The sequence below is a fragment of the Bradyrhizobium brasilense genome (assembly GCF_029714345.1).
Lineage (GTDB): Bacteria > Pseudomonadota > Alphaproteobacteria > Rhizobiales > Xanthobacteraceae > Bradyrhizobium > Bradyrhizobium australafricanum.
The window spans coordinates 8,155,752-8,170,518 of record NZ_CP121669.1 but is presented as its reverse complement, the minus strand read 5'-3'; the positions used below and the strand labels follow the sequence as shown (position 1 = coordinate 8,170,518).

At 64.9% G+C, this 14,767-nt stretch carries 15 protein-coding genes and 1 pseudogene; 8 read left to right on the top strand and 8 right to left on the bottom strand.

The annotated features are described in order from the left end of the window. Positions 1–9: 9 nt before the first annotated feature. The 3 genes from QA635_RS37785 to QA635_RS37775 form a co-directional block, all read right to left on the bottom strand. A complete protein-coding gene (locus QA635_RS37785) occupies positions 10–210 on the bottom strand; it encodes a hypothetical protein (protein WP_283064931.1) in 201 nt (66 codons plus the stop codon). 251 nt (positions 211–461) lie between these two features. Beyond that, on the bottom strand, positions 462–1,481 hold the full coding sequence (locus QA635_RS37780; RefSeq protein ID WP_283064928.1) for an aldo/keto reductase: 1,020 nt from the start codon (positions 1,479–1,481) through the stop codon (positions 462–464). Between the two features lie 105 nt (positions 1,482–1,586). Then, the gene (locus tag QA635_RS37775; RefSeq protein WP_283064927.1) at positions 1,587–2,012 is read right to left on the bottom strand and encodes a PaaI family thioesterase; all 426 of its coding nucleotides are present in this window, start codon (positions 2,010–2,012) and stop codon (positions 1,587–1,589) included. A gap of 92 nt (positions 2,013–2,104) precedes the next feature. On the opposite strand from QA635_RS37775, the gene QA635_RS37770 reads away from it, so the two are divergent. Beyond that, positions 2,105–2,734, top strand: a complete 630-nt coding sequence (locus tag QA635_RS37770; RefSeq protein ID WP_283064926.1) for an NUDIX hydrolase — start codon at positions 2,105–2,107, stop codon at positions 2,732–2,734. A 15-nt stretch (positions 2,735–2,749) separates the two neighbouring features. On the opposite strand, the gene QA635_RS37765 is transcribed toward QA635_RS37770, so the two are convergent. Further along, complete coding sequence (locus QA635_RS37765; protein WP_283064924.1) at positions 2,750–2,965, bottom strand: hypothetical protein; 216 nt, start codon at positions 2,963–2,965, stop codon at positions 2,750–2,752. Between the two features lie 148 nt (positions 2,966–3,113). On the opposite strand from QA635_RS37765, the gene QA635_RS37760 reads away from it, so the two are divergent. Beyond that, positions 3,114–4,322, top strand: a complete 1,209-nt coding sequence (locus QA635_RS37760; RefSeq protein WP_283064915.1) for a hypothetical protein — start codon at positions 3,114–3,116, stop codon at positions 4,320–4,322. A gap of 117 nt (positions 4,323–4,439) precedes the next feature. Here the strand turns inward: QA635_RS37760 and QA635_RS37755 are convergent, their stop codons facing one another. Then, on the bottom strand, positions 4,440–4,739 hold the full coding sequence (locus QA635_RS37755) for a hypothetical protein (RefSeq protein WP_016845604.1): 300 nt from the start codon (positions 4,737–4,739) through the stop codon (positions 4,440–4,442). A 203-nt stretch (positions 4,740–4,942) separates the two neighbouring features. Between QA635_RS37755 and QA635_RS37750 the strand changes: the two genes are divergently transcribed. Then, positions 4,943–5,422, top strand: a complete 480-nt coding sequence (locus tag QA635_RS37750) for a hypothetical protein (RefSeq protein WP_283064914.1) — start codon at positions 4,943–4,945, stop codon at positions 5,420–5,422. A gap of 19 nt (positions 5,423–5,441) precedes the next feature. Further along, positions 5,442–6,344 (top strand): HpcH/HpaI aldolase/citrate lyase family protein, encoded by a 903-nt coding sequence (locus tag QA635_RS37745; RefSeq protein WP_283064913.1) that lies wholly within the window; start codon positions 5,442–5,444, stop codon positions 6,342–6,344. Between the two features lie 12 nt (positions 6,345–6,356). Here the strand turns inward: QA635_RS37745 and QA635_RS37740 are convergent, their stop codons facing one another. Both QA635_RS37740 and QA635_RS41955 read right to left on the bottom strand, forming a co-directional pair. Then, complete coding sequence (locus QA635_RS37740) at positions 6,357–7,571, bottom strand: EAL domain-containing response regulator (RefSeq protein ID WP_283064912.1); 1,215 nt, start codon at positions 7,569–7,571, stop codon at positions 6,357–6,359. A gap of 570 nt (positions 7,572–8,141) precedes the next feature. Continuing rightward, positions 8,142–8,279, bottom strand: a pseudogene (locus tag QA635_RS41955) (MFS transporter); the annotation flags it as partial. A gap of 141 nt (positions 8,280–8,420) precedes the next feature. Between QA635_RS41955 and QA635_RS37730 the strand changes: the two are divergent. The 4 genes from QA635_RS37730 to QA635_RS37715 all read left to right on the top strand — a co-directional run bounded on the left by QA635_RS37730 (position 8,421) and on the right by QA635_RS37715 (position 12,930). Beyond that, positions 8,421–9,368, top strand: a complete 948-nt coding sequence (locus QA635_RS37730) for a TAXI family TRAP transporter solute-binding subunit (RefSeq protein WP_018269641.1) — start codon at positions 8,421–8,423, stop codon at positions 9,366–9,368. A 174-nt stretch (positions 9,369–9,542) separates the two neighbouring features. Then, positions 9,543–11,651, top strand: coding sequence for a TRAP transporter permease (locus QA635_RS37725; protein WP_283064911.1), 2,109 nt, complete (start codon positions 9,543–9,545; stop codon positions 11,649–11,651). Beyond that, on the top strand, positions 11,612–12,025 hold the full coding sequence (locus tag QA635_RS37720) for a DUF1850 domain-containing protein (RefSeq protein WP_283064910.1): 414 nt from the start codon (positions 11,612–11,614) through the stop codon (positions 12,023–12,025). The genes QA635_RS37725 and QA635_RS37720 overlap by 40 nt, the downstream gene beginning before the upstream one ends. Positions 12,026–12,123: 98 nt before the next feature. After that, the gene (locus QA635_RS37715) at positions 12,124–12,930 is read left to right on the top strand and encodes an SDR family NAD(P)-dependent oxidoreductase (RefSeq protein ID WP_283064909.1); all 807 of its coding nucleotides are present in this window, start codon (positions 12,124–12,126) and stop codon (positions 12,928–12,930) included. A gap of 222 nt (positions 12,931–13,152) precedes the next feature. On the opposite strand, the gene QA635_RS37710 is transcribed toward QA635_RS37715, so the two are convergent. Then, complete coding sequence (locus QA635_RS37710; RefSeq protein WP_283064908.1) at positions 13,153–14,697, bottom strand: cation:proton antiporter; 1,545 nt, start codon at positions 14,695–14,697, stop codon at positions 13,153–13,155. Positions 14,698–14,767 lie beyond the last annotated feature (70 nt).

Sequence of the window (14,767 nt, the reverse complement as noted above, 5' to 3'; positions counted from 1 at the left end):
CGATCCCGTTCAATCATGCAGCTTCATGTCGCGGATCATCTCCTCAAACTCCGCCTGCGTCGGGGTCGCCAGTGAGGCCTGCGGCGCGCTGCTCGTCGCGGTGGATACGTCGCACTGCGAGGCACCGCGCCGCGGCTCGAAGATTGCAGTCAGGCTCGCCCAGCAGACGAGGAGGGCTACGATCCAGTCCAGTACATTGGATGCCGTCATTGCAGCACCAGCATCAGCATTTCCATGCCTGATGCTGCAGCCGAGTCGGGCTTCGCGCAATTCGGAAGCTACGAAACGTAACTTCGGCGTTGCCGAGCGGGTTATCCGTACCGAGCGAGTGCAACACACCGTCATTGCGAGGAGCGTCAGCGACGACGCAATCCATTTCTCCGCTTGCGGCACGATGGATTGCTTCGCTCCGCTCGCAATGACGGCGGGCGGAGCGCAAAACTAAAATTGTGACGCTGCCCCTACAGCGACGATCCGCTCCGCGCCCGGCGTCCCTCGATCGGATAGGCGGGGTCGTTGAAGCCCGGCGTCGAGGGATGGCCGGTGACGACGAGGCGGTCGATGAGGGCTTCGTCCTCGGCGGTGAAGCGATAGTCGAGCGCGCGGATGTAGCCGTCCCATTGCGCTTCGGTGCGCGGCCCCGCGATCACGGCGCTGACGAACGACGAGTTCAGCACCCAGGACACCGCGAACTGCCCGGCGGTGATGCCTTTGCTCTCGGCGTGGCGCTTGATCTCCTGCGCGAGCTCGAGCGATTCCGGCCGCCACTCGGTCTGCATCATGCGCTTGTCGTTGCGCCCCGCACGCGTGTCCGCGGGCGGCGCCGCGTCGGGCGCGTATTTGCCGGTGAGCACGCCGCGCGCCAGCGGGCTGTAGGGCACGATGCCGAGCCCGTAATAGGCGCAGGCCGGGAAATGCTCGACCTCCGGCATCCGGTTCATCGCATTGTAATAGGGCTGGCTCGCGACCGGGCGGTCGATGCCGAGCCGGTCGCAGATGTTGCAGATCTCGGCGACGCGCCAGGCGCGGTAGTTGGAGACGCCGAAATAGCGCACCTTGCCGGCGCGGATCAGGTCGCCCATCGCGCGCACCGTCTCGTCGAGCGGCGTCGTGTGATCTTCCTTGTGCAGATAATAGACGTCGATGTAGTCGGTGCCGAGCCGCTTCAGGCTCTCGTCGGCGGCCTGGAACACCCAGCGCCGCGACAGCCCGCCGTGGTTGGGATCGTCGCCGATCGGGTTGGCGAGCTTGGTCGCAAGCACCCAGTTCGACCTTCCGTTCGAGATCGCGCGTCCGACGACCTCCTCGGACTTGCCGCGATTATAGGCGTCGGCGCTGTCGATGAAGTTGATGCCGGCCTCGCGCGCCTTCGCCACGATCCGCGCCGAGGTCGCCTCGTCGGTCGGTCCGCCGAACATCATGGTGCCGAGGCAGATCGGCGAGACCTTCAGGCCGCTGCGGCCAAGCTGGCGATATTGCATCGGACTTTCCTTTCCTGCGGTCATTCCGGGGCGATGCGCAGCATCGAACCCGGAATCTCGAGATTCCGGGTCTGGTCCTTCGGACCATCCCGGAGTGACAAAGGATCAGCTGTCGTTCTTCAGGATCTTGAACACGCCGTTGGCCATCGCGATACAGCGCTTGTCGACGGTCACCTCGGCCGTGATGAAGATCAGGCTGCGGGTCGAGCGTACCACGCGCGGCCGCGTCGTCAGGATCTCGCCGATCTTGCCGGCCTCGACGAAATGGGTATCGAGCTGCACGGTCGCAAGCGTCGGCTTGCCCGAGACGTAGCGTGCGGCCATGCCGCAGGCGCGGTCGGCGAAGGTCATGATCACGCCGCCCTGCACGAGGCCGCGGCGATTGTGGTGCTTGTCTTCGGTGATCAGCGCGAGTTCAAGCGCGCCGTCCTTCAACCGTTCCCACAACGGGCCGATCAGCGTCAGGAATCCCGTGGTTTCGGCGATCTTCCAGCCGTCGGATTTGAGTTTGTCCGCGGCCTTGGCCGTCATGAGGTGGGGTCCGTTGCTTGCCGATGATTGATCGCAGGAGGCATGTGGTCGCAGTCATTTCATCAAACGCTGTTGTGTTGTAGTCAAGGTCAATGGCCCGCACATTTGACGATGCCACCCGGCGGAATATCGCAGAGCTCTGTGCCGCATTCGCACGCCTGGCGCCGGCGGACGCCGCGCCGACGCTGAAGCGCGCGGCGGTCGCGATCGCGCTGACCGAAGGCGACGACGGCGGCAGCACGGCGTTCCTGTTGACCCGCCGCAGCGCGCGCCTGCGCGCCCACAGCGCGCAATGGGCGCTGCCGGGCGGGCGCTGCGATGCCGGCGAGACGCAGGCCGAGGCCGCGCTGCGCGAGTTGCATGAGGAGCTCGGGCTCGCGCTTGGCCCGAGCGACGTGCTCGGCATGCTCGACGATTATCCGACGCGATCCGGCTATCTGATCACGCCGGTCGTGGTCTGGGCCGGTGCGCATGCGGCGATCACGCGGAACCCGGACGAGGTCGCCTCCGTCCATCGCATCGGCCTCGATGCGATCGAGCTGGAGGACGCGTTCAGCTTCGTCACGATCCCGGAGAGCTCGCGCCGCGTGATCCGCTTCCGGCTCGGTGGCCAGCAGATCCATGCGCCGACCGCTGCGCTGATCTATCAATTTCGCGAGGTGCTGGCTGGTCGCAGCACCCGCGTCGCCGAACTGGAGCAGCCGGTATTCGCGTGGAAGTAGGCCGCAACGATGCCGCTATTTGTGATGCCGCTTGCGGGCGTTCATCTTCATTGATTTCCCCTGCGCACCGGGCGAATGCACCGCGGCCTCGGGTTCCTGAGGCGCCCGCGACACATTCTCGTAACAGGTGAAGCGTGAACGCGTATCCGGAAACGATCCGCAGTCCGGACGCTCGGCGCGCGCCGGTGCGGCGAGCGTCAACGCGCAGGCGGCGACGAGCCAGAGTGCCATTCTCATCGCAATCTCCAGGCTTTCTCCAAGGCTTTCGTTCGGAAAACACCGCATTGTGGCGAATATTCTGCGTTGATCGCGGCATCCGGCCGCTGCGATCCGGACAATTCCGGGCTGACTTCGCGGCCGTGCTTGCTACAACGAGGCCATGCGCCCGCAATTGATTCGCCTGTGCCCTGGATTTGTCGTGCTCGCGCTCGCGCTCGCGCTCGCCGCCGGCGCCCCGTCCGTATTTGCCGGCGAGGCCGGCGCGCTGCCGCCTTCCGTCGCCAATGCGATGGCGCAGGCATCGCCGCAGGCGATCATGGAATATCGCCGCAAGCTGCAGGAATATCAGGAGGCGCGCGCCGCCTTCGAGCAGGACGCGAGCGCCTATTGGAACGCGGTCACCGAGAAGAGGCGCGGCCGCAATGCCAAGCGGCGCGACCGCGTGCAGATCTCGCTGGACGATTACGTGCTGCAGCAGCCGCCGGTCTATGAGGGTCCGAAGCGGCCGGTCAATCCGGCTCCGGAAGAAGAGGAAGGCAAGCCGCCGCGTCCGCCCAAGACGCTTCCGGTGGCCTCCGATCTGGTCAGGGCGGCGGCCGAGCAATTCCAGTTCACGCCGCAGCGGCCGGCCAGCGAGGTCGAGTTCAAGCGCGCCTACGCGCGTTACGCGCGCGCCGCGGGGCTGACGCCGGAGCAGGCGGTGCGGGTCTATTCGTTCGAGACCGGCGGCACCGGCACTTACGATGTGCAGGCGGGCATCGAGCACGGCGGCAAGCGGGCCATCTCCACCGCGATGGGCTACAACCAGCTGCTTACCACCAACACCGTCGAGCTATTGGCCGAGCAGGGCCATGAATTCGTGCGGGATCTGACCGAACGGGTTGCGAGAACGCAGGGGCCCGCGCGCAAGGCGATGGAGCACAAGCTCGCGGTGCTGAAGAAGATGGTCGCGTTCACCCGCACCGTGCCCGACGACTGGTCGGCGCATGCGCGCCTCGCCGATACGCCGCAGGGCTGGGCGTGCCATGCCATGGTGCTCGACATCGATGTCGGCCCGATGCTGCAGACCCACAAGCTGCTGACCTCGGTGATCTTTGCCCGCAACAAGGGCTACAGCCGGCCGCTGACGGCGGCCGAGCTCGAGATGATGAACCTGACCGGCGACGGCACCGGGCTCGACATGGTGACCATGCCGCAGGCGATGCGCGAGCAGGTGCCGACCGCGAATTTCTTCCAGCGCTCCGGCTACGAACGCAATCCGGTCGCCATCCGCCACAACACGGTGGCCAGGCTGCTTGCCGTCACCAATGAGCGGATGGATTTCAACAGCAACAAGCCGGGCGCGAAGGAATTGGCCGCGACGTTCTGACGCCTGCCGAAAACCGCTAGGGCATTTTCGCTTCTGATTGAATCAGAACCGAAGCCCTAGACTCTTCTTGACGCGTTTTCTTTACGCGAACCGGCGTCCACTTCGCTCGAAAACGCTCTAATTCGAGCCGAACTTGAACTTGCCGTCCCCCTCGAGATAGGGCCCGGAGCGCATGTAGAGCTGGCCGTTCTGGCCGATGAAGAACAGCGTCCCCTTCGGCACCTTCTTGGCGCCCTTCAGCAGCGTGCCGGCGTTGTTGGTGCCCATCTTGTAGGACCAGGTCTTGCCGTCCTTGTCATAGGCGTAGCCCATGTCGGGCTTCAGCTCCCAGGGCGCAGCCTCCTGCGCGAATGCGCAGGTCGTCAGCGCGGCAAACGCCGCAGTCGCGATAAAAGTCTTGGTCAAAAAATGCGTCATGATCCACCTCCGGCCGAGAAAACGGCGTCGTCCCCACGTTTTTGAACAAATCACGAACGATGTTCGCGCGTCAATACGACAATCGGCGCGACCGCTCGCGGATCGGCGACTTTGTGATTTCCCGCATCAAGCTTGGCGACTATTTTCGCGTTACCGTTTACAAACGCTTTGATTGCCAGAAACACTACCTTGGGATGATCAGGATGAACCACGTCATGAAGATCGGAATCGGTGTCGCTCTGTCGTTCATGACGCTGGCGTCAGTCGCGCAGGCGGACGAGTTCAGGCTCTCCAACAACCAGCGGATCTCCTGCAGCCGCGGCCTGTCCGCCGGCAAGCTCAATACCGCGACCTGCAAGTCCTACGCCTATCTGTTCAACGCCAAGACCTCGGAATACTTCCGCTGCCAGGTCTCGCTGGCGCTGACGCGGGACAACAAGGAGGTCATCAACGTGCAGGCCGACGGCGGCTGCACCAAGAAGCCGCGCATCTTCGAGGCCGACGGCAATTACACCTTCGACGCCACCGAGACCGAGCCGCCGAACACCAACTCGTTCTTCGGTCCGGGCGGCTATGCGATCTGGGCGAGCGACGTCAACACCCAGAAGATCCGCGGCTGCATCACCATTTCGTCCGGCCTCGGCTCCGACATCTCGAAATGCCTCGACATGACGTTCCAGTGACGGCGGCGCGGGCCGCGTGATGCGCAAGCTGCGCCCGGCCCCGCTGTGCCGCTCCTGGCTGTTTCTCGAAGGCGCCAACGAGGACGTGCTGCAGCACGCGGCCGCCAGCGGCGCCGACGTGCTGATCCACGAGCTCGAGGATTTTACCCCGCCGCCGCTGCGCCCGAAGGCGCGGGCCCTGGTGGCCGAGCTCTACGCCGCCTGGCGCGACCAGGGCGTGATGGTCGCGGTCCGCGTCAATCCGCTGGACCAGGACGGCATGGACGATCTCGCCGCCGTGATGCGCGGATGTCCGGATATCGTCGCGCTGCCGAAGGTCGCCGAGCCGCACCATGTCGTCAGGCTTGACGAGGCGGTGACGCGGTTCGAGCGCGACTACGGTATCGCCGAGGGATCGACATCGCTGCTGCCGAACATCGAGTTCGCGCGCGGTCTGGTGCAGACCGGTGCGATCGCCATGGCGAGCCGGCGCGTCATCGGCTGTTTGATGGCCTCCGAAGACCTCGCCGCCGATCTTGGTGCCGAGCGTGGCAGCGACGGCCTGGAGCTGGCTTACGCGCGGCAGCGCTTCATCGTCGAATGTCGTGCCGCTGATGTCGTCGCGGTCGATTGTCCCTACACCTGGAGCGACGCTGAAGGCGTCGAACGCGACACGATCTGGGCGCGGCGGCTGGGTTACACCGCAAAGAGCCTGGTCGATCCCGCGCATGCCTCGATCGTCAACGGCGTCCTGACGCCGGGCGAGGAGGAGTTGCGCCAGGCGCGCAGGATCGTCGCGGCGTTCGAAGCGGCGCGGACAAAGGGCTTTGGGCGCGTCGAACTTGACGGCTCGTTGCTCGAGGTCCCGACCTATTCCAATGCGAAACGCCTGATCGCGCGCGGCGAAGCGCTGCGCGCGATCGATCGTGACGTTCGAGCTTGACGACGCCGCGCCTCAGGAGGCCGGCTCCTTCTCCGAGAAGTGCATGCGTGAGCGGGCGAACTTCTTGACGCCCATCGGCTTGCCGAACAGGTAGCCCTGGACCTGATCGAAATCCATTTCGTGCGCGGCGAGAAAGTCCGCACGCGTCTCGACCCCCTGGGCCACGACCTGCGCGTCGTTGTCGTGGGCCAGCTCCACGACACGCCGGCACACCGTCTGCTTCAGGCGCTGATCCGCGCAGCCGGTGACGAATTGATGGTCGACCTTGAGCTGGACGAACGGAAAGTTCGGCAGTCCCAGCAAAGACGGCCAGTTCGCGCCGACATTGTCGATCGAGATGCCGATATTGTGCAGTCGAACGCGCCGGGCGACATCGATCGCCAGATCCAGATGATCGACCACGTCGGTGCTGTCGATCTCGATCAAGAGGCCCGCGAAGGCCGCATGATCCGGCATTCGGTAACAGAGCTCGCGCACGGCACGATCGTCGGCGAGGAATGAGATCGGCAGGTTGATCGAAAGATTGACCGGCCCGGTCTGCTCGAGGAGATAGCGCCAGTCCTCGATTGCGCGCTCGATCACGAACTCGGACAGCGCATGAAAATGCGGATCGCTTTCGTCCGGGATGAAGTAGGCCGGCGGCACGACGCCCCAAGCCGGATGGCGCATCCGGATCAGCGCCTCGGCGCCGCTCGGCACCAGCGTCCGGAGATGAATTTTCTGCTGGTACCACAGCTCGAGCCAGCCGGCCTTCAGCGCTTCAGGCACGTCCACCGCCGGGCTCGGCGCGGGTTCAAGCGGCATCAACGACGCAAGGCTGTCGCGAAGGGTCCCGGCGCTGAACGGCGTCGACAGCGCCGGCAGCATGGCGATGCCGTACTCGTCGCCGATTTGCCGGACCGCCTTGACGATGATCGAGTCCGGCTGCCCGATGACGAGGACCTTGCCGCCATAGTCCTTTCTCACCAAAGTCTCGAGAATTTTACTGACTTCGATGCCGTCCACGGACACGCCGAGCACCAGGAGATCGGGCCGTTCCGCGTCCAGAACGGTGTCGAGTTCCAAAGCCTGGCTGCATTCACTGGTGATGAAGCCGAGGTCTTCCAGCGCCTCGGCGAGGAAGGTCCGAAGGTGTTTTTTGCTGTCCGCAATGCATGCGCGTGGGGTCAGCTTGCGATGTCCGAACCAGCCTGCTCGCGTGCGTTCGATGTGACTGATGTGATTCATGCCCCGCCTTGTCCGTAGTTACCCCGGCTTGACTCGTACATCCTAGAGCGGCGGCAATCATGGAAATTTCTGGATCATACATTGATTGCCCCGCTAACCTTAAAGGATTCAATTCGATTCAAATGGCGCTGGAATCGCGGCGTCTCACCGCTGTTACACGTGCAACAAATGCGTCATCTGACATTCATGAGCGCGATCGCGTCCGACTTTGCATATCGGCAGAAACACTGTGCGCGTGTGTCATCGAGAGACGGCGTTAATGACTGTGTTGTCGCGTCGACGCAGACGCGGAATTGCGTCATTGTCGGACATCAGATCGCATCATGCAGAGTGCTCCGCAGAGCGCCGATGACGAATCAGATCATCCGTTTTGTGATGCCGATGCAGATGTGCGTGATGTCGTCGCTGCTGTTCGCAACGTCTCCCGCATCAACGCGCAGTAGCCGATCAGCGCGACACAAGCGATAGCTGCAAGCAACAGGAATGCAGCGCTGCAACCTGCATGGACGACAATGAATCCGGCTACAGCGGTGCTCAAGCCGACATCCGGGGCCGCAAGCCGATCTTCGCTGCTTCGTTGCGGCCGGTCCGCGCCGCGAACGCTTTGGGTCCGACAATGCCGAGAGTCACCGCGGCGATCGCCGGCGCGAATACCGAGCCGTTAGCGGCCGCCAGCGCCCGGGTCGCGGCAACCAGCTCGAAGCGGTCGCCCGGTCGCGCGGGGAGTTCCCGCGCAGGTAAAGTGGTGTTGCTATCGGGGATTTCCGCCGCGCATGCGTCATTTGGATGGGTTGACCCGGCGGGGGTGTCCGGCCAATTTCCGGCCGGCTTAAGGGGAGAATAATACTCATGAATTCCAAGTTGATGGCTGCTGCGATCGTGGCAGCCAGCGTTTTGTCCGCGCCTGTCGCACAGGCCGAGCAGTTCATTAACGTGCTCACCGGCGGCACCTCCGGCGTCTACTATCCGCTCGGCGTCGCGATGGGGAAGATCTACGGCGACAAGATCCCCGGCGTGAAAACCCAGGTGCAGGCGACCAAGGCCTCGGTCGAGAACCTGGTGCTGCTGCAGCAGGGCCGCGGCGAGATCGCCTTCACGCTCGGCGATTCGCTCAAAGCCGCCTGGGAAGGCGACGCCGAGGCCGGCTTCAAGAACAAGCTCGACAAGCTGCGCACCATCGGCGCGATCTATCCGAACTACATCCAGATCGTCGCGACCGCCGAGAGCGGCATCAAGACGCTGGCCGATCTCAAGGGCAAGAGCCTGTCGGTCGGCGCGCCGAAGTCCGGCACCGAGCTCAACTCGCGCGCGATCCTCGCGGCTGCCGGCATGAGCTACAAGGATCTCGGCAAGGTCGAGTATCTGCCGTTCGCCGAATCGGTGGATCTGATGAAGAACCGCCAGCTCAACGCCACGCTGCAGTCCGCCGGCCTCGGCGTCGCCTCGCTGAAGGACCTCTCGACCTCGAGCGAGATCACCGTGGTCGCCGTGCCGAAGGAGACCGTCGACAAGATCGGCCCGCCCTTCGTCTCCGTGATCATCCCGGCCAACACCTATACCGGCCAGGACAAGGACGTGCCGACCGCCGCGGTCGTGAACTACCTCGTGACCTCGAGCGCGGTGTCGGACGATCTCGCCTATCAGATGACCAAGCTGGTCTACGAATCGCTGCCGGAACTCGCCAACGCCCACGCCGCGGGCAAGGAGATCAAGCTCGAGGCCGCCGCGACCGGCAGCCCGGTGCCGCTGCATCCCGGTGCGATCCGCTATTACAAGGAGAAGGGCCTGATCAAGTAAGGCCGGTTACGCTTCGAGGGTGTCATGGCCGGGCTTGACCCGGCCATCCATCTTTCTAAAGAGCTCATTTTTCGATGGATGCGCGGGTCAAGCCCGCGCATGACGTGCGGGGGACGCGGCCCAAGCGCCACGCAGGTACTATGGACGTCGCGGACACGGCGGGGGACTGATCATATGCAGCAGCAGGTTGAGGGCGAGCAGCCCATCAAGGTCGAATTCGACAATTTCGAGCATGGCTTTCCGGAAGGCTTCGGCCCGGGCGCCTGGGGACATCTGGCCTATGCCATCGGTCTCGCCTTTGCGGTGTTCCAGCTCTATGTCGCGGCTTTCAACTACCTGCCGAGCCAGGTGGTGCGCGGTGTCCATGTCGGCTTCCTGATCCTCCTGACCTTCGGCCTGATCGGCAATTTCACCGCCAAGACCGATTTGGGCCGCGCGGTGAGCTGGATCGTCGGCGCCGCCGGGTTCCTCTGCGGGCTCTACCAGTGGATCTTCTATGCCGACCTGATCGCCCGCGACGGCGATCCGACCAACATGGACCTTGCGGTCGGCACGCTGCTCGCGGTCCTGATCTTCGAGGGCACGCGGCGGCTGATGGGGGCGGCGCTGCCGCTGATGTGCGGCGCCTGTCTGCTCTACTGGTTCTTCGGCCAATATCTGCCGTCGCCGTTCAATCACCGCGGCTATGACTTCGACCAGATCGTCACCCATCTCTCGTTCGGCACCGAAGGCTTCTACGGCGTGCCGATCTATGTCTCGGCGACCTACATCTTCCTGTTCATCCTGTTCGGCTCATTCCTGGAACGCGCCGGCATGATCCAGCTGTTCACCGACGTCTCGCTCGGCCTGTTCGGCCGCACCCGCGGCGGCCCCGCCAAGGTCGCGGTGTTCGCTTCGGGCATGATGGGTACGATCTCGGGTTCGGGCGTCGCCAACGTCGTCACCGTCGGCCAGTTCACGATCCCCTTGATGATCAAGTTCGGCTATCGCCGCGCCTTCGCCGCGGGCGTCGAGGCCACCGCTTCGATGGGCGGCCAGATCATGCCGCCCGTCATGGGCGCGGTCGCCTTCATCATGGCCGAGACGCTCGGCGTGCCCTATTCGGAGATCGTCAAGGCCGCGGTGATCCCGGCGATCCTCTATTTCGCTTCGGCGTTCTGGATGGTGCATCTGGAGGCCGGCAAGCACGGCCTCGTCGGCATGAAGCGCTCGGAGATCCCGAGCGCCTGGAAGGCGCTGGTGGCGCGCTGGTACCTGGTGTTGCCGCTCGCGGCGCTGGTCTACATGCTGTTCGAGGGCTTCACGCCGCTCTATGCCGGCAGCATGGGACTTGCGCTCACGGTCGCGCTGATCCTCGGCGCCAGCATCACGCTCGGCTTCTCCAACACCGTCGTGCGCTACATCTTCTGGATCGGCCTCGCGCTGGTGGTCGCCGCGGTGTCGCGCCACGGCATCGAGATCGTTCCGGTCGCGAGCGTCGTCGCCGGTTTGATCGTCATCGCCGCGATCACCCGCGGCGGCCGCGCCACCCTGAAAGCCTGCCGCGACTCGCTCGCCGACAGCGCCAAGTCGGCGCTGACGGTCGGCATGGCCTGCGCCATCGTCGGCACCATCATCGGCATGATGACGCAGACCGGCGTCGGCACCATCTTCGGCAGCTGGATCATCGGGCTCGGAGCCAAGAGCCTGTTCCTGGCGCTGATCATGACCATGCTGCTGTCGATCCTGCTCGGCACCGGCATCCCGACGATCCCGACCTACATCATCACCGCGGCGCTGGCCGCGCCTGCGCTCGCCAAGCTCGGCGTGCCGCTGATCGCAAGCCACATGTTTGCGTTCTACTACGGCATCATGGCCGACCTCTCGCCGCCAGTCGCGCTCGCGGCCCTGGCGGCGGCGCCGATCGCGAAGGAGAACCCGGACAAGATCGGCTGGGAGGCAATGCGGATCGCGCTTGCCGGCTATGTCATTCCGTTCATCTTCGTCTATTCGCCGGCGTTGATGCTGCAGACCGGGGATCCGATGCAGGCGCAGCTCGGCTTCTACGGCGCGGTGGCGCTGGCGACCTTCAAGGCGCTGGTCGCGATCGCCCTGTTCGGCATCGTCGCGATCGGCTTCCTGTTCACACGGCTGACCTTCATCGAGATCCTGGTCGCGTTCGGCGCCGCGCTCTGCCTGCTCGGCGATTTCCCGTTCTCGGATACGGCGGGCTTCACGCTCGCCGCTGCTGTCGTGCTGTGGCAATGGCGGCAGCGTCCGCGCAATGCGGTGGCGGCGGCTTGAGCCTCTGCCTCGCTTCCGCGGGTGTCGTGAAGGCGCTGTCGATCGCGGCCTTCACGCTCGCCTGGACGCATTCGATCGAGAAGAGCGCCTGGCAGGAGGACTGGCTGGTCACGCCGGCCGGGCTCACGCTGCAACAGGCGCGCGTCAAGGGCACAGGCGCCGGCATGGAGCCGCCGCCGGAGGCGCGCCTCGTCGATGGCTGGTTTCAATGGTCGCCGCCGCCGGTGCCAAGGGCGGAAGTCGTGCTCGGCAATTCCGGCGCCGCGGGTGAATGGCACCTGTGCCAGGAGGGACGCTGCCAGACGCTATCGGAGATTTTCGGGCATCCGATCGGTGCTAATGTCACGACGATCAGGGTGTGCAAGAATCCGTAGCCCGCATGAGCGCAGCGATATGCGGGGATAGCGCCCCCGGATATCGCTTCGCTCATCCGGGCTACAGTCACGACAAGAACAACAAGGGAGAAAGACCGATGGATCGGCTCAAGGGCAAGGTTGCGATGGTGGTCGGCGCGGGCTCGATCGGGCCCGGCTGGGGCAATGGCAAGGCGACCGCCGTCACCTTTGCGCGCGAGGGCGCCAGCGTCTTCTGCGTCGATCGCAACGGCGCCGCGGCGGAGGAGACCGTCGGCCTCATCACCGGCGAAGGCGGCAAGGCCGTCGCATTCACCGCCGATGTCTCGCGCGCCGGCGAGGTCGAGGCAATGGTCGCGGCCTGCCTCAAGGCCTATGGCCGCATCGACGTGCTCGACAACAATGTCGGCATCGCCGAGGTCGGCAGCGTCGTCGAGGTGGCGGAAGCCGAGTGGGACCGCGTCTTCGCGGTCAACCTCAAGAGCGCCTATCTGTCGATGAAGCACGTCATTCCGGTCATGATCAAGCAGGGCGGCGGCTCGATCATCAACATCTCCTCGATCGCCTCGATCCGCCATGTCGGCATTTCCTATGTCAGCTACAACGCGAGCAAGGCCGCGATGAACCAGATGACGCGGTCGACCGCGGTCGAGTTCGCGTCCAGGCATGTGCGCGTCAACGCGATCTTGCCCGGACTGATGAAGACGCCGATGGTCGCGCATTCGGCCGGGCTGGCGCAGAGCTACGCCAAGGGCGATGTCGAGGCGATGTGGCGGGCCCGCGACGCGCAGGTGCCGATGGGGCACATGGGCGACGCCTGGGACGTCGCCAATGCCGCGCTGTTCCTGGCGTCGGATGAATCGAAGTACGTCACCGGCATCGAGCTCGTGGTCGACGGCGGCATCACCTCCAAGTCGGGGGCTTGAAGTCGGGCGCCTGAGCAGCGAACTTCGCTTTACCTCGCCCCGCGTGCGGGGAGAGGTCGGAATACATCGCTAGATGCATTCCGGGTGAGGGGGATTCTCTGCAAATGCAGCTATCGCCGGTTACGCGGAGACAGCCCCTCACCCCAACCCTCTCCCCGTAAAGAACGGGGAGAGGGAGCGCAGTGCCGTCGCGGCGGCTATTCATCCTAACCTCATGGCGCTTTAGGCCTCCACGCTGAGCTCGGCGCGGTCGAGCTCTTCCTCGACCAGATGGAATGCGTCGTCGCCGATCGCCTCGATGCGGCGCAGATTGAGCAATGCCTGACGCGCCGCGGCGATGGCGCGGCGGCGCAGCGGATCCGACGGCAACTCGCGCGAGGTCAGGCCGCCGTCGGGATCATTCTCGGCGCGCAGCAGCACGGCGCGATATTCGAGCCGCAGGATCTCGGCCTCCTCCGACGGGTCGGCGTCGATCTCGTCGAGCGCGGCGCGAAACACCACGCCGCGGGCATGGGCCGCCTCGCGTCCGACCGGATCGTCGTCAGCGAAATTCAACGCCAGGATCAACGGCCGCAGCGTCAGCCCCTGGATCACGAGCGAACCGAGCACCACGGCAAACGCCGTCAGCAGGATCAGATCGCGATACGGAAACCATTCAGGCAGCGCAAACGCCGCCGCCAGCGTGACGATGCCGCGCATGCCGCACCAGGACACGATGAAGCCGCGCTTCAAGGTCGGCACGGCGTCCACCACGTGGGCCGGCAGCAGGTTGCGCGCCTTCAGTGTGCGCAGCAGCGCGCCGTAGGGCATCACCCAGAGGATGCGGGCGAGGATCACGACGGCGAGGATCGCGGCGGCAAAGCTGCAATATTTCCACCGCACCTCGTCGTCGAGCCCGGACCAGATCGGGCGCAATTGCAGGCCGATCAGCATGAAGGCGAGCACGTTGAGCACGAACACGACGGTTTCCCACACCGCGTAGGACGACACGCGCAGCCGCGCCGATGTGCGGGCCGGCGCGGTGCGCGAGATGGTGATCGCATAGGCGATGATGGTGAGGATGCCGGACAGCCCGAGATGCTCGGCGATGATCCACACCATGAAAGTGCCGCCGAACTGCGTGATGATCGCGCTCGGCGCCTCGGTGATGCGACGCGTGATCATCATCCAGACTTGCGCGAACAGGAAGCCGGCGGCGAGGCTGCCGACTAGCGCGATCGTGATGGTCGGCACGAACTCGCGGATCTTCATGTGCTCGGCGGCGACGAGGCCGACCGCGACACGATAGATCAGCAGCGCGCTGGCATCGTTGAGCAGGCTTTCGCCTTCGAGGATCTTCTGGATCCTGTAGGGCAGGTTGACCTGGCGCAGGATCGCGGTGGCCGCGGCCGCGTCCGGCGGTGCCACGATGGCGCCGAGTGCGATCGCAACCGCCCACGGCATGTCCGGGCGCAGCCAATGCGCGACCACCGCGACCGCCGCTGTGGTGACGCCGACCGCGACCACCACCAGCGTCGAGACCGGCAGCCAGTTGTTGCGGAGATCGCGCAGCGAAGTGTCGAACGCGGCGTCGAGCAGCACCGGCGCGACGAACAGCGCCAGCGCCAGTTTCGGTTCCAGCGCCCAGGTCGGGGCCCACGGCAGCAGCGTCAGCAGCACGCCGCCGAGCGCCAGGAAGGTCGGGTAGGGCACCTTGATCCGCCGCGCCAGCGCCGATAGCGCCACCGCCGCGAGCAACAGCCCGATGATCCATTCGAATGTGAGCAAGCCGAACCCCCGATGCAGCCGATCGTCGCAATTGACGTATAATCCAGCGTGTGGTTTTGCGGCAAATGGC